The 15090-nt window shown below is 66.8% G+C and carries 14 protein-coding genes; 8 read left to right on the top strand and 6 right to left on the bottom strand.

The genetic code is table 11. The features are described 5' to 3' along the window. Positions 1-331: 331 nt before the first annotated feature. Positions 332-1171, bottom strand: coding sequence for a phytanoyl-CoA dioxygenase family protein (locus VHP37_26285; protein ID HEX2829884.1), 840 nt, complete (start codon positions 1169-1171; stop codon positions 332-334). A gap of 56 nt (positions 1172-1227) precedes the next feature. After that, on the bottom strand, positions 1228-1707 hold the full coding sequence (locus tag VHP37_26280) for a hypothetical protein (GenBank protein ID HEX2829883.1): 480 nt from the start codon (positions 1705-1707) through the stop codon (positions 1228-1230). Between the two features lie 55 nt (positions 1708-1762). Between VHP37_26280 and VHP37_26275 the strand changes: the two genes are divergently transcribed. The 6 genes from VHP37_26275 to VHP37_26250 are packed head-to-tail and all read left to right on the top strand — an operon-like array spanning position 1763 to position 7418. Then, positions 1763-2896 (top strand): alpha-hydroxy acid oxidase, encoded by a 1134-nt coding sequence (locus tag VHP37_26275; GenBank protein ID HEX2829882.1) that lies wholly within the window; start codon positions 1763-1765, stop codon positions 2894-2896. A 2-nt stretch (positions 2897-2898) separates the two neighbouring features. After that, the gene (locus VHP37_26270; GenBank protein HEX2829881.1) at positions 2899-3954 is read left to right on the top strand and encodes an isocitrate/isopropylmalate family dehydrogenase; all 1056 of its coding nucleotides are present in this window, start codon (positions 2899-2901) and stop codon (positions 3952-3954) included. Positions 3955-4005: 51 nt separating this feature from the next. Then, complete coding sequence (locus VHP37_26265; protein HEX2829880.1) at positions 4006-4968, top strand: tripartite tricarboxylate transporter substrate binding protein; 963 nt, start codon at positions 4006-4008, stop codon at positions 4966-4968. A gap of 16 nt (positions 4969-4984) precedes the next feature. Further along, positions 4985-5893, top strand: a complete 909-nt coding sequence (locus tag VHP37_26260; GenBank protein ID HEX2829879.1) for a cupin domain-containing protein — start codon at positions 4985-4987, stop codon at positions 5891-5893. Then, complete coding sequence (locus VHP37_26255) at positions 5890-6846, top strand: tripartite tricarboxylate transporter substrate binding protein (GenBank protein HEX2829878.1); 957 nt, start codon at positions 5890-5892, stop codon at positions 6844-6846. The genes VHP37_26260 and VHP37_26255 overlap by 4 nt, the downstream gene beginning before the upstream one ends. 11 nt (positions 6847-6857) lie before the next feature. After that, positions 6858-7418: a hypothetical protein gene (locus VHP37_26250; protein HEX2829877.1), complete on the top strand. Its 561-nt coding sequence runs from the start codon at positions 6858-6860 to the stop codon at positions 7416-7418. 7 nt (positions 7419-7425) lie between these two features. Here the strand turns inward: VHP37_26250 and VHP37_26245 are convergent, their stop codons facing one another. Together VHP37_26245 and VHP37_26240 are read right to left on the bottom strand one after the other, a co-directional pair. Beyond that, entirely contained in the window at positions 7426-8676 is a 1251-nt protein-coding gene (locus VHP37_26245) for an Hsp70 family protein (protein HEX2829876.1), read from the bottom strand. A 110-nt stretch (positions 8677-8786) separates the two neighbouring features. Beyond that, complete coding sequence (locus VHP37_26240; protein HEX2829875.1) at positions 8787-10841, bottom strand: NAD(+) synthase; 2055 nt, start codon at positions 10839-10841, stop codon at positions 8787-8789. A 265-nt stretch (positions 10842-11106) separates the two neighbouring features. Between VHP37_26240 and VHP37_26235 the strand changes: the two genes are divergently transcribed. After that, complete coding sequence (locus VHP37_26235; GenBank protein HEX2829874.1) at positions 11107-11364, top strand: hypothetical protein; 258 nt, start codon at positions 11107-11109, stop codon at positions 11362-11364. Between the two features lie 2 nt (positions 11365-11366). Here the strand turns inward: VHP37_26235 and VHP37_26230 are convergent, their stop codons facing one another. Next, positions 11367-12224, bottom strand: coding sequence for a GGDEF domain-containing protein (locus VHP37_26230; protein ID HEX2829873.1), 858 nt, complete (start codon positions 12222-12224; stop codon positions 11367-11369). Between the two features lie 111 nt (positions 12225-12335). After that, positions 12336-13307 (bottom strand): tripartite tricarboxylate transporter substrate binding protein, encoded by a 972-nt coding sequence (locus VHP37_26225; protein HEX2829872.1) that lies wholly within the window; start codon positions 13305-13307, stop codon positions 12336-12338. Positions 13308-13346: 39 nt separating this feature from the next. Here VHP37_26225 and ggt point away from each other — a divergent pair, with 39 nt between their 5' ends. After that, positions 13347-15053 (top strand): gamma-glutamyltransferase, encoded by a 1707-nt coding sequence (ggt, locus tag VHP37_26220; protein ID HEX2829871.1) that lies wholly within the window; start codon positions 13347-13349, stop codon positions 15051-15053. The last annotated feature ends 37 nt before the right edge of the window (positions 15054-15090 follow it).

Genomic DNA, 15090 nt, shown 5'->3' with positions numbered 1-15090 from the left:
ACAGAACGCAGGGACGGCCCCTGCGCTTGTACGTCACCACGCCATCACGCAGCGCGCGCGATGAAGCTCAGCTTCTCAACATAGGATCACACCAGATGCGGCGGGCTCGGTTCTTCCACCGCGAAGCGGTTTAGTTCAACTTGAAGTGGACAAACTATCAGCCGCTTTGCAAAACGGCGAAACCCCTGCAGCATGCTTTTTTCCGCGATCCTTTCTCATAGCCCACCGTTCCTTACGACACCATTCTGACGGTTCACATTCGAAAAGCGAACGCGGCGCAACATGCATATGCGCACAGACCATCCGCGGCACTCGCGGCAGCCCGTCCAGCTCACGCCGCCATCCCGTGCAACGCCGCCTCCGGCGTCCCGTCCTTCCACGGCAGCGGCACGTCGTAATCCTTCAGCAGGCAATCGTCGGGCAACAGCTCCAAAGGCGTGAAATCTCGGTGCGCGATGTACTCGGGCCGCCTGAAGCGCCGGATGTGGTTGTCGCACGCGCAAAGGCTCAGATAGACCGCGACCCGGTTCCACGGCGAGAGGTTCGACGTGGACGCGTGCACCAGGCACGAGTGGAAGAGGATCATCGATCCCGCCGGGCCTTTCGGCGCGACGATGCCGCCGCGCGCGACGAGCTTCGCGATCGTGTCGTTGTCGATCGTCCACAACGGATAGCTGGTGGTCGTGACGTCGTGCGCAGCGTCGATGACGCCGAGCTCGTGGCTGCCGGGGATGAACATCAGCGGCCCGTTGAACTCGTTGACCTCGTCGAGAAAGATCGCGACGTTCATCGCCCGCGGCTCGGGCATGAGGTCGTCGTTCTTCCACGTGCCGTAGTCCTGGTGCCACTGCCACACGTCGCCGTCGAAAGCCATCTTGCCGTTGATCTTGAACTGGTGCATGTAGAGCTCGCGCCCGTAGATCTGCTGCACCGGCCCGACCATGCGCGGATGGCGCGCGAGCTTCGCGAACGGGTAGCTGTACATGTGCGCGGCGAAGTTGGTGCGGACCGCGTCGCTGCCGCGCTCACGGACGTTCTCGGGGCGGTACTGTGCGTAAAGACGCGGCACCTCGGCGTTGAGCACCGCGATCTCCGCGGGAGAGAAGAGCCCGGGAAAGAAGAGGTAGCCTTCGCGTTCGAACTGCCCGATCTGGCTGGCGGTGAGCTTCATCGCGACCTCCTGCTGGCTGCCGACGCCGCTATGCTAGCGTCGGGCGCGGATCGTCGCTACTCGCGCAGCCGCGCGAGATAGCTCGCGAAGATGCGCCAGTCCGGATCCCTCTCGTGGCGGACGCTGGAAGTGGACCCGCTCAGGGCGGACATCCGGCGCTCGATCCCCGCGGCAAGCTGCGGCCCCGAGGCGCTGTAAATGATCCAGACGCTCTCGCGCACAGTCACGGTCTTCGCCACGACGACCGCATCGGGGCTGCCGCTCGTCTCGTCGTCGACCGCGGCGTTCGCGCGTTCGCCCTCTTCCTGCAAGTCGCGCTGCGTCGATCCGGCCGGCGCCGCGTAGATCCAGTTGACCACGATGCAGTCGGGCCGCGCTTCGCGCAGCGTGTCCGCATATTCCGGCCTCGCGTGCCGCGTCATCGCAAGACCGTCGCGGGACGAGATGCCGTAGGTGTAGTTCGCATCTTCCTCCGCGCCCCGCGCAGTCGCGGTCGCCAGAAGCAGGAGCATGAACAAGGTGACTGTGCGGAGCATGGTCCCGGATATGCTAACTTCTGGCCTCGCTTTTGTGGATGGAGCAAGAACCCTGATGAATGCCAAGAACGACGCCGCCCCGGCCGTGGAGCTCGACCGCAAGCCCGCGAAGCCGAGCGCCGATTTCAAGACGCTGCAGGAGGTCGCGATCGTCGCGCAGCGCAACCTCTCGCGCATGCTGTGGGACACCTTGTGCGGCGGCTCGGATTCCGAAGCGACGCTGCGCCGCAACCGCATGGCGCTCGACAGCCTGACGCTGCGCCAGCGCGTGCTCGTCAACGTCTCGGAGATGGATACGAGCGCGACGCTGCTCGGCGAGAAGATGCCGATCCCGGTGTTCATCGCGCCGGTCGGCAACTTCCTCCAGCTCGCCGACCCGGACGGCGCGGTCGCCGTCGCGCGCGGCGCGGTCGCATACGGGACGACGGCGTTCATCAGCACCGCGGCGCGCCCGGCGTTGGAGGAGGTCGCAAAGTCGGTGAACAAGCCGCTGCTCTTCCAGCTCTACGTGCGCAGCGACAAGAAGTGGTGTGAGGACATCCTGCTGCGCGCCAAGGCCGCGGGCTACCGCGCGATCTGCGTCACGGTCGACCGCGCGTACTACAGCCGACGCGAGCGCGACGTCATGAACCTCTACAACCTGCGCGAATCGGCGGGCGATCCGAAGTTCCAGGCGAGCCTGACGTGGGAAGACGTGGTGTGGATGAAAAAGCTGACGGGGCTGCCGCTCATTCTCAAGGGCATCGCGACCGGCGAAGACGCGGAGCTCGCGGTCAAGCACGGCGCGGATTGCATCTACGTGTCGAACCACGGCGGGCGACAGCTCGATCACGGCCAGGCGACGATCGAGGTGCTGCCCGAGGTCGTCGACGCGGTCGCCGGCCGTGCAGAAGTGATCTGGGACGGCGGCGTCATGCGCGGCACCGACGTGCTGAAGGCGCTCGCGCTGGGCGCGACCTCGGTCGGCGTCGGCAAGCTGCAGGGCCTCGCGCTCGCGGCGGCGGGCGAGGCGGGCGTGCGGCGCATGCTCGAGCTGCTCGAGATCGAGATCCGCGCGAACATGGGGCTGATGGGTCTGAAGTCGGTGAAAGAGCTCAACCGCTCGTGGGTGCGCAACGCGCCTGCGATCAGCCACGGGGAGCTTGCGAGCGCGTATCCGCGCCTGAAGGAGACCTTCGCCGGGGACTGACAATGTTGCAGATCGGCATCCTGCCCGGCGAGGACATCGGCCTCGAAGTCGTACCCGAAGCGGTGAAGGTGATGAAAGCCGCCGCTTCGAAGACCGGGCTCGACATCGCGTGGAGCGAGGCGCCGATCGGCCGTGAGGCGCACCGCCTTCACGGCCACACCATGCCCGACGAGACCGTGCGCGCGCTGGAGAAGCTCGACGGCTGGATCTGCGGCCCCATCGGCCACGGCTCGTATCCGCGCGGCGATCCGACGTGGGTGATGCCGCCTTTGCGCAAGCGCTTCGATCTGTTCGCCAGCATCAAGCCGGTGAAGTCGTACGAGAACGTGAAGTCGGTGCACAAGGACGTCGACATCATCTTCCTGCGCGAAGTCACCGAAGGGATGCAGTCGAGCGACACCGTCGTCGCCGGCAATGCCGAGTTCAGGCCCAACGACGAGATCACGATCGCTTCGCGCGTCATCACGCGCACCGGCTCGGCGCGCGTCGCGCGCGAGGCGTTCGAGATCGCGCGCACGCGTCCGCGCAAGCTCGTCACCTCGGTGCACAAGGAGCCGGTGTATCGTCTCGCGTGCGGCATGTTCGCCGAGGAGTGCCGCCGCGTCGCAAAAGAGTATCCCGACGTCACGCTCGAAGAAGTCCTGGTCGACGGCTTCGCGATGAAGCTCGTCATGAATCCGCATCGCTTCGATGTCGTGGTGACGACGAACCAGTTCGGCGACATTCTCACCGACGAAGGCGCCGGTGTCGTCGGCGGTCTCGGCCTCGCGCCGGGCCTGTGCGTCGGCGAGCGCCAGGCGATGTCGCAGGCGACACACGGCTCCGCGCCCGACATCGCGGGAAAGAACATTGCGAATCCCTACGCGATGATCATGTCCGGACAGATGCTGCTCGAGTGGCTCGGCCGCAAGCGTGGGGATCCCAAGGCGCTCGAAGCCGCGCGGCTCATGACCGCAGCCGTGGATCGCGTGATCGCGGAGGGCACGTCGCTCACGCCCGATCTCGGCGGCAACGCCGGGACGCGGGAAATGGGCGACGCGATCGCGGCGGCTTTATGAAAACCAGGGTCTGACCCCAGGGGGTCAGACCCGCAGCCTGTGGAGGCATGCGTGTATCGCGCGTTGTCGATCGTTGCGGGGCTTCTGCTCGCGAGCCCGACGTTCGCCGCCACTCAACCTTACCCCGCCCGTCCCGTCCGCCTCGTCGTGCCGTTTGCGCCCGGCGGCGGGACCGACATCACCGCGCGCTACGTCGCGACACGGCTTGCGGAGAAATTCGGACAGCCGGTCGTCGTGGACAACCGTCCGGCCGCCGCGGGTGTGCTGGGCGCGGACGTCGTCGCCAAGGCGGCGCCGGACGGCTACACCGTGCTCGTCGTCTCGGTCACCTTCGTGATCAGCTCGGCGCTGCAGAAAGGACTGCCGTACGACGGCCGCCGCGACTTCGCGCCGATCACGCTGCTGATCGCTTCGCCGCTCGGCCTGCTGATTCACCCGACCGTCCCGGCGAAGACCGTGAACGAGCTCGTCGCCTACGCGAAAGCGAATCCCGGCAAGCTCAATTACGGGTCGTCGGGCGCCGGCAGCATCGCTCACCTCTCGACCGAGCTCTTCGATTCGATGGCCGGCGTGAAGATGACGCACGTGCCGTACAAAGGCGTCGCCGCGTACACCACCGCGCAGCTCGCGAACGAGATCCAGGTCGGCATGAGCAATCTCTTCTCGACCATGCCGCACTGGAAAGCGGGAAGGCTGCGCCTGCTCGCACACGGCGGCGCGCAACGCATCGACTCGATGCCCGACCTGCCGACCATCGCCGAATCGGGCGTCCCGGGTTATGAGGCGATGATCTGGTACGGCTTCATGGCGCCGGCCAAAACGCCGCGGGCCATCGTGCAGACGCTGTATCGCGAGATCCACGCGATCGCCGCATCGCCCGACGCGCGCAAGCTCTTTGCTTCCCAGGGCAACGAGGTGCTTGCGAACACGCCGGAGGAATTCGCGCGAACGATCGCGGCCGAATCGAAGAAATGGGGCGACATCGGCCGCCGCCTCGGTGTTACGCTCCAATGATGTCGAAGGAAGTTGGATGGATGAGATTCCGGATGTAGAGCCGCAGGTCCAGCACGTCTACGATTTCGCGCGGCTCGACCGCGTGCCCGAAGGACAGACGAGCCTCGAAGTCACCGCGAAGAGACTGCTCTCCGGCGCAACGCTGGAGACGGGGAAGTCTTCGACCGTCGGCGCGGTGCTGAGCGGACAGTCGATCATCTGCACGCTGGGACGCCAGGCCGCCGGCACCGGCGCCAAAGCGCACAGCCATTCCAACGAGCAGTTCAACTACATCCTGCAGGGCACGATGATGAGCGACATCGAAGGCGATCGCGTGTTCGCCCGCAAGGGCTGCATCCTGCACACGCCGGGCTCGCTCGTGCACACCGGACTCGCGTGCCCGGACGACGACCTGGTGTTCTTCGCGATCAAGGATGCGCGCCACGGCATCGTCGGCCCGCCGGTCGACGGCAAATACGACGGACCGAACTGTTTTCCCGGCTTCGGCAGCCGCGCGCACGAACGGCGCATCAGCACTGCCGACGCCATCGAGGAGGCGAAATCGCTTCCGCCGGGACCCGGCAAGCGCTACGTCTACGACATGCGTGCGCTGCACGACGAGAACGCCGGCCGCACGTGCAGCGCGGACGTCGTTCCCGACACGGCGCTGTCGCTGCCCCACGGCGTGAGCGGCAAGCTGCTCACCGGCGAGCGCCTGCACGTGTGCGTGCTCACGCTGGAGCCGCGCACGCGAATCTCCAACTATCGCGCCGACAACGAGCAGCTCGTGTTCGCCGCGGAAGGCGAGCTCGAAGCGATGCTCGAGGACGAGCCGATCACCATTCCGCAGTACTGCGTGCTGCACATTCCGGCCGGCGCTCGACACGAGATCGAAGCGCCTTTCGGCGCGACGGTCGTCGTCGCGCAGGATCGAGGCATCGCATGACCAGAACGACTGTCGCTCTCACGCTCGCGCTGGCCGCATCGACCGCGGCCGCACAGGGCTATCCCACCAAGCCGATCCGCCTCATCGTCGGATCTTCGCCCGGCGGCGGCGGCGACACCATGGCGCGGCTCGTCGCGCAGCCGCTCTCGACGTCGCTGGGACAGCAGGTCATCGTCGACAACCGTCCCGGCGCGGGCGGCAACATCGGCGCCGACATCGTCGCCAAGGCGCCGCCCGACGGCTACACGCTGCTCTTCATCTTCTCGGGCCACGTGGTCAACCCGACGCTGTATCCGAAGCTGCCGTTCGACACGGTGCGCGATTTCTCGGCGGTGACGCAGCTCGCGACCAACGAGAGCATGCTGGTCGTGCATCCGTCGGTCCCGGCGAAGAACGTGAAGGAGCTGATCGCGCTGGCGAAGCAGAGTCCCGGCAAGTATTCGATCGCCGCGCTGCCGAGCAGCTCCCAGCACCTCGGCAGCGAGCTCTTCAAGCTCCAGGCGGGCATCGACCTTCTCTACGTGCCGTACAAGGGCAACGGTCCCGCGCTCGCCGATCTCCTCGGCGGACAGGTGCAGGTGATGTTCAACACGATCGCGATCACGCTGCCGCACGTGAAGAGCGGCAAGCTGCGGGCGCTGGCGGTCGCGGGCGCGAAGCGCTCGCGCCTCGCGCCCGACCTGCCGACCGTGAGCGAGGCCGGCGTCCCCGGGTTCTCGTTCAACGGCTGGTACGGCATCGTCGCGCCGTCCAAAACGCCGCGGCCCATCGTGAACCGGCTGAGCGAGGACCTGCGCAGGATCGTGAAGACGCCGGAGATCGTCGAGCGCATGAACGCCACCGGCAACGAGCCCGTCGGCAGCACGCCGGAGGAGTTCGACCGGCTGATCCGCGAAGAGATACCGAAATGGGCGAACGTGATCCGCGCGGCGAAGATCACGATCACGCAGTAAGGAGAAATTCGATGAAGCGCAAGCTCGACGTCGTCGCGCTCTACCCCGAAGTGCAGCAGATCCGCGACGAGAAGCTGCGCCGCGCGGTGATCGAGATCTGGGAAGAGCTGTGGGCGATGTCCGAATGGAGCGACCCCGGCGACCTGCCCACTTCGGGCGAGATTCCGTACCCCAACCTGCCGCACACCCAGTGCGTCGTCGAGATGGCGCTCGCGGTGGCGGACGCGTTTGCGAAGCACCACAGGATCGAGGTGAACCGCGACCATCTCATCGCCGCCGCGGTGTTGCAGGATGCGAGCAAGGTCGTCGAATACGAGCCGGGGCCCGAAGGCAAGGTGAAGCGCACCGAGATCGGCAGGAACTACGGCCACGGCTTCTGGTGTGCGCATCTCGCGGTGCAGAAAGGCGTGCCGCACGAGATCAGCCACGTGATGCTGACCCACTCGTCGAGCGCCGCGAAGTTTCCCGACACGCTCGAAGGCAAGATCCTCTATTACGTCGACCAGCTCGACGTCATCGGCATCCACAAGGACCGGTGGAAGAAGCACCTCATGATCGCCAAGGCCGAATAACCCCGGATCAACGGAACAACGTCGCGGCCCGGACGCCGAGGCCTTTCGCGACGCTGCCGAACGGGTCGCCGAACACCGGCGTCGCGCCGGGAAACGCCGCCGCGAAGCTCCTCCGCAGCGCCGGCAGCGCGGCCGAGCCGCCGGTGAAGTACAGCGTGGCGATGCTCGACTCCCTGACGCCCGCGAGCGTCACCGCGCGGCGTGCGGTCTCGACGATCGACGCGACGTTCTGCGCGAGCACCTGCTCCAGGGTGATCGTATCGACGTTCGCGCACAGCCCCGCCTCGATCTCGTCGAGGGACACCGCGCCCTCGCCCGCGCCCGAGGCGCGGATCTTCGCCTCCTCGACACGGCCGAGCACGAGATGGCCCAGACGCTTGGACAACGCTTTGACGAGGCGCGCGTGCAGCGCGGGCTCCACGTAGAAGTGCCTGAGCGTCTTCACTTCGTGCAGGGTCTTGGACGACTGGAGCAGGTTGATCCTGTGCCACGTGGACAGATCGAAGTAGGCCCACGACGGCACCTCGCCGCCCTTTTCAGCCGCCGACTTGTAACCGAGGAGCGGCATCACGCAGTGCAGGCTGAGGAGCTGGTCGAAATCGGTGCCGCCGATGTGCACGCCGAGGTTGGCGAGGACGTCGTCGTGACGCTGCGCCTTGCGCGCCGCTTCGGGACCGAGCCTCACGACCGAGAAGTCCGCGGTGCCGCCGCCGATATCGACGACCAGCGCGAGCGTCTCGCGGGCTAGCGTGGTCTCGAAATCGAGCGCCGCGGCGATCGGCTCGAGCTCGAACTCGACGTGCTCGAAGCCCACGCTCCGCGCGCACGTATGAAGCGTCTCCTGCGCCGCCTTGTCGCGCGCCGGGTCGTCGTCGACGAAGAACACCGGGCGTCCCATGACGACGTGCGTCAGCTCTTCGTTGGTGTCGCTCTCGGCGACGGTCTTGAGATGCCGCAGGAACGCGGCGATCACGTCCCTGTAGCTGATCGCGCGGCCTTCCACGTACGTCGTCTCGTCGACCAGCGACGAGCCGAGGATGCTCTTCAGCGCGCGCATGAGCCGTCCCTCGGCGCCTTCGACGTAGTTGCGGATCGCGTGGCGGCCGAAGCTCACGCGGCTCGTCTCGGCGTCGAAGAAGATCGCGCTCGGGATCGTCGGCTCGCCGTGCTCGAGGTCGATCAGAGAGACGTCGCCGTCGACGCCGGCCGCGAGCGCGGAGTTGGACGTGCCGAAATCGACGCCGCACGAGAGGCTCACGTGAGCCTCGCGCGGGCGTCGTCCCGGACGGCCGGCCCGGCCGATCCGGGGCCCATTTTGACTTTGTTCAAGGTAGAAAATGGATTCCCGCTTTCGCGGGAATGACGAAATCAGTCAGGGACGTTCGCTTCCAATTCATCCAGCCACACCCTCGCGTTCCCGTCCGACGGCGCGCGCCAGTCGCCGCGCGGCGAGAGGCTGCCGCCCGAGACGACCTTGGGCCCGTTCGGCAGCGCGGAGCGCTTGAACTGGCTGATCTCGAAGAAGCGATAGAGGAAGACCCCGAGCCACTTCTTGATGTCGCCGATGGTGTACTGGTGCTTGCCTTCGTCGACGAAGTGCGGAGGCCACGCGCCGTGCTTCACGTCGCGCCACGCGTGCCACGCGAGGAAAGCGACCTTGGAAGGCCGCATGCCGTAGCGCGTGATGTAGAAGAGATGGAAATCCTGCAGCTCGTACGGCCCGACCTTCTGCTGCGTGCTCTGCAAGCCGCCGTTGTTCGCGTCCGCGGGAACGAGCTCCGGCGAGATCTCGGTATTCAGTATCGACAGCAGCGTGTCGGACGTCTCGCTGTCGAACTGGTTGGTCTTCACCACCCAGCGCACCAGGTACTGGATGAGCGTCTTGGACACCGAGCCGTTCACGTTGTAATGGCTCATGTGGTCGCCGACGCCGTAAGTGCACCAGCCGAGCGCGAGCTCGGACAGGTCGCCGGTGCCGAGCACGAAGGCCTTGCGCTGGTTCGCGAGCCGGAAGAGGTAATCGGTGCGCAAGCCCGCCTGCACGTTCTCGAACGTGATGTCGTAGACCGGCTCGCCGCGCGCGTACGGATGCCCGATCTCCTTCAGCATCTGCATCGCGGTGGGCTTGATGTCGATCTCCTCGGCGGTGATGCCGAGCGCGGTCATCAGCTTCCACGCGTTCGATTTGGTGCCTTCGGACGTCGCGAAGCCGGGCATCGTGAAACCGAGGATGTTCGTGCGCGGCAGGCCCAGCGAATCGAAGCACTTCGCGGCGACGATGAGCGCATGCGTCGAGTCGAGGCCGCCCGACACGCCGATGACGAGGCGCTCGCCGTTGGTGACCTGCATGCGCTTCCTCAGGCCGTGGACCTGGATGTTGAAGGCTTCGTAGCAGTCGCGGTCGAGCCGCGCCGGGTCGTCGGGGACGAACGGGAAGCGGTCGATCGAGCGCTCGAGCGCGGCGACATCCGCATACGAAGGCTTGTGCTCGAAGCACACGCGGCGGAAAGCGCGCTCGGGGTTGCCGTCGTGCACCGCCGCAGCGTTGTAGGTCTGCGTGCGCATGCGCTCCAGCCGCAGGCGCTCGACGTCGACGTCGCCGACCGCCATCTGGCTCTTGTCCGGAAAGCGCTCGGTGCACGCGACGAGGCTGCCGAGCTCGTAGATGGTGGCATGGCCGTCCCACGCGAGGTCGGTCGTGCTCTCGCCCGGACCGGCTGCGGTGTAGACGTACGCGGCGTGACAGCGCATCGACTGCGACGCGCACAGGATGTGCCGGTCGTCGGCCTTGCCGACGACGATGTTCGACGCGGACAGGTTGCAGAGGATCAGCGCCCCCGCGAGCGCACCGTGCGTCGACGGCGGCATCGCCGCCCAGAAGTCTTCGCAGATCTCGACGTGGAAGACAAAATCGGGAAGATCGGTCGCCGCGTAGATGAGATCGGTGCCGAACGGCACGGTCTGGCCGGCGATCTCGACGTCGAGTCCGGCGGTGTTGACACCCGGCGCGAACCAGCGGTTCTCGTAGTACTCGCGATAGTTCGGCAGGAACGATTTCGGCGTGACGCCGAGGATCTTCCCGCGCGCGAACACCACCGCGCAGTTGTAGAGGCGATTGTTGCGGCGGACCGGCGCACCGACGACGAACACCGGCGAGAGCGCTTTGGACGCTTCCACGAGCCGTGCGATCGCGTCCTCGACGCCGTCGAGCAGCGCGTCCTGCAGGAACAGATCGTCGATCGCGTACGCGCTGATCCCGAGCTCCGGAAACACCATGAGATCGACCTGACGGTCTTCGCCCTCGCGCATGAGCGCGAGCGTCTCCTCGCCGTTCGCTTTGGGGTCGCCCACGCAGATGCGCGGCGTGCACGCCGCGATCCTCACGAAACCCTGAGCGTGCAGCGAATAAAAGCTGTCCCTGATCTGCATGTGCGACGAACCCGGCCCGGAGGTGTGAACAAGGCCGAGAGATTAACGGGAACGTACCGTGTCTGGCAAAAACAGAGCCGTTGCCCGACGGCGACACGCGCGCGAAGGACGGCCGTCAGTCGGAAAGACGTGGCAGGCGCGTTTCGGGGCGCACTCGCGCTGTAGGCGGGCGGCGACAGCGCGGCGTCGCGATTCGGCGTGTAAACCCTTGTTTCTGCGCCTATCGTCGCGTCGGGCCGAAGATTGCTCTCACCCGGACATGGATCCGCACATTTACGAGTGGCGATTCTTCACGAAGCCCATCGAGGAGGACGGCGCCGCCGGCCACCGCTGGTGCTGGGCGCGCCTCGACGCGAACGGTCGCGTCGTCGCGGTCGGCAAGGGCTTCTATACGATCGTGGCGGCTGTGCACGACGCCAAGGGCCACGGCTTCACCGGCGACGTCGAGGTCGGCGATCCGCAGGTCCTGGTCGATCATTTCGGCGATCGCCGCAAGCTCGATATCGTGCAGGCGTGAGGTCAGGCGAACGCGACCTGGCCGTGACCGAGACGCTTGACGCCGACGAGCGCGGCGTTGGCGGCGCGCACCAGCGCGTCGCCCGATGCCGCCTGTCCGGCGAAGAGCGCCACGCCCACCGACGCGCCGAGCGCGATCTCGGCGCCGTGCACTTCGTACGGCGCTGACAGCGACGCGATGAGGCGCTCCGCGAACGCGCGCACGTCGGCTTCCGAATTCACGTCCGATAGCACCAGCACGAACTCGTCACCCGCGGTGCGGGCGACGGTGTCGGCATCGCGGCACAGCCTCTGCAAACGGATCCCGGCCTGGCGCAGCACTTCGTCTCCCGCGCCGTTGCCGTGCTGCTCGTTGACGCGGGTGAAGCCGTCGAAATCCAGCGCGACCACCGCGACCTTCTGCTTCACGCGGCGCGCGTACGCGAGCGCGACGTCGAGCCGGTCCTTGAGGAGACGCGCGTTCGGCAGCCCGGTCAGGTCGTCGTGATGCGCGTGGTGCTGGGTCTCGGCGAGCGCGCGCTTCCACATGGCCCACAGCCGGTCCACGCGCCAGAACAGCACCACGATCATCGCGAGACACACGACGGCCATCATCGCGAGCACGATGCGCAGGTCGCGCTCGCTGCGAAACTTCTGCGCTTCGACCCGCTGCATCTCCTGCGAGGCGCGCGCCGGGTCGGCCTGGACCTGCGCAAGCGCCGCCTCGAGCACGAGGCGGTGCGAGTCGTGGTCGCGCTGGAGGAGATAGAGCGAGCCGAGCGCGAAAGCGTTGATCACGAGCACGCACAGGAGAAAGGCGGCGAGCATCGTGCGACGGCTGGGCAGCGCGGAGGGCGCGGTGCTGATTGCTGAGTTGCTCATCGAGAGCGCGGTAGTCGTTTTTGCCTATGATGCCGCGCGCCGCGCGCTCGCGTCCCCCAAATTCCCCCTCAATTTCACAACGCTTTCACAAACGATGTGAGATTTCTCACGCTACTCCTGCCTGATGCCGCTCTCTTTCGCGACGCGCTTCCAGCGCTCGACTTCGGACACGATCATCTTCGAGAACTGCTCGGGCGTGATCGGATGCGGCTCGAGCCCGCTGGCCGTGAGGCGCTCGCGCATGTCGGGGGAGGCGATCGCTTTCAGGAGCTCGTCGTGCAGCTTCTTGATGACCGGCTGGGGCGTGCCGCCGACGCCGATGATCCCGTACCAGTTGCTCACCAGCACGTCCGGAACGCCCTGCTCGGCGAACGTCGGCACGTCGGGAAGCAGCGGGCTGCGCTTGGCCGACGCCGCCGCGAGGATCTTCAGGCGGCCCGCCTTCACCAGCGGAAACGCCGCGGGCGGCGTGGTCATGGTCGATGCGATGTGGCCGGCCGCGACGTCCGCGAGGACTGCGCCGCCGCCTTTGTAAGGCACGTGGATCATGTTGACGCCGGCGCGCAGCCTGAAAAGCTCGCCCGTGAAGTGCGTGCCGCTGCCCGCACCCGACGAGCCGACCGCGAGCTTGCCCGGCTGCGCCTTCGCCGCGGCGATGAGGTCCTTGAGACTGCCGGCATACGGCAGCGAAGGATTGACCGCGAGAATGTACGGAGTGTCGGCCACCACGGTCACCGGCGCGAAGTCCTTCACCGCGTTGTAGGTGGCGTTCTTGTAGTACGCGAGGTTGATGCCGAAACCCGAATCGCCGAGGAGCAGCGTGTAGCCGTCCGGGGGCGAGCGCAGCACGATCTCGGTGCCGACCAGCGATGCCGCGCCGGCGCGGTTGTCGACGACGACCTGCTGTCCCATCTGCTCCGACAGCTTCTGCCCCGCGAGCCGGCCGACGAAATCGGAGCCGCCGCCGGGCCCGAAGGGCACGACGAGGCGTATGGGACGGGTGGGATAGCTCTGGGCGTAGCTGGCGGATGCGGCTAGTGCTGTGACGGCGACGGCGGCTAAAACGATGGCTTTCGACTGCACGGGAGTGGCCTCATTCGAGAGATTATCGGCGCGTCGATTATGCCCGACGTAAAATCGCAGTTCGAGATCGACGAGGTGCACATCATGGTAGACGACGGATCGTGGGGCCTGAGCGCGGCTGAAGCCGCCCGGGCGAAGCAAAGACCCGAAGCATTCGGAACGCGGGGCATGGTGGCGTCCGCGCATCCCGCCGCGGCGTGCATCGGCATGGCGGTGCTCCAGCGCGGCGGCAATGCGTTCGACGCGGCGATCGCGGTCGCGGCGGCGGAAGGCGTGGTGCTGCCGATGAAGTGCGGCCTCGGCGGCGACGCGTTCGTCGTGCTTCACGACGCGAAGAAGCGCGAGACCATCGCATTCAACGGCAGCGGCGTCGCCGCGAGCGGCGCGACCCGTGAGTACTACGCGAGCCGCGGCCACAAGAAGATGCCGTTCAACGGCGTGCACTCGGTGTCGGTGCCGGGCGCGGTCAGCGTGTACGAAGCGCTGCACAAGCGCTACTGCACGATGCCGTGGGCGGATCTGTGGGCGCCGGCGATCGATCTCGCGGAGAACGGCCTCGCGATCACCGCTTACATCAGCGGGCGCATCAACGCGGACGCCAAGCTGCTGGCGCAGCACAAGCACTCGGCCGCGCAGTTCCTGCGCGGCGGAGCGGCGCCGGCCGCGGGCGATCGCTGGAACGCACCCAACCTCGCGAAGAGCCTGCGCGCCGTGCAGAAAGGCGGCGCCGACGCGTTCTATCGCGGCGAGACCGCCGAGAAGATCGTCGCGTTCCTCAAGAGCGAAGGCGCGCCTTTCGAGCTTGCCGATTTCGCGCAGCAGCAGGCCGTCGTGTATCAGCCGATCTCGAGCACTTACCGCGGGCTGACGGTCTACGAGACCGCGCCGCCTTCGCAGGGCTTCCTGGTGCTCGAGCAGCTCAACATCCTCGAAGGTTTCGAGCTCTCGAAATACGAGCCGTTCTCCGCCGAGCGCATCCACCTGCTCGTCGAAGCGAAGAAGCTCGCGTTCGCCGATCGCAACAAGTACGCCGGCGATCCGGCGTTCGTCGACTGGCCGCTCGACCGCCTGATCTCGAAAGCGCACGCACAGCGCCGCCGCGCCGAGATCGATCCGTTGAAAGCGCTGTGGCCGCAGGGCGCGAACCTGCCGGAGTCGGGCAGCGACACGAGCTATTTCTGCGTCGCGGACGGACAAGGCGACGCGGTGTCGTTCATCCACAGCCTGTCGAGCGCGTTCGGCTCGGGCGTGGTCGCCGGTGAGACCGGCATCACGCTCAACAACCGCGCCGGCCGCGGCTTCAGCCTCGACCCGGCGAGCCCCAACTGCATCGCACCCGGACGCCGCACGATGCACACGCTCAACGCGTGGCTCATGTTCCGCGACGGAGCGCCGTGGCTCGTCGGCGGCACGCCCGGCGGCGACCAGCAGACGCAGTGGAGCACCCAGGTCATCACGGGGTTGGTAGACCACGGATTCACGCTGCAGCAGGCGGTCGAATCGCCGCGCTGGTACAGCTTCCCCGGCACCGACCCGGTCAACATCGATCGGCCGCCCGTCGTGAAGTTCGAGCAGGGCATCCCCGAGAAATCGATCGAGACGCTCGCGGGCTACGGCCACACCATCGAGCGCCTCGCCGCATACTCCGGCGGCGGCGCGGTGCAGCTCATACAGATCGACGCGAAGAACGGGGTTTTGCGCGGCGCCAGCGATCCGCGGCCCGGCGGTATGGCTTTAGGGTTCTAAAACCCGGGTCCGACCCCGAAGAGACCGGGGTCGGACC

The sequence above is a fragment of the Burkholderiales bacterium genome (assembly GCA_036262035.1).
Classification (GTDB): Bacteria; Pseudomonadota; Gammaproteobacteria; order Burkholderiales; family SG8-41; genus JAQGMV01.
The sequence above is the reverse complement of the archived record's forward strand: the minus strand, read 5'-3'. Positions and strand labels throughout refer to the sequence as shown.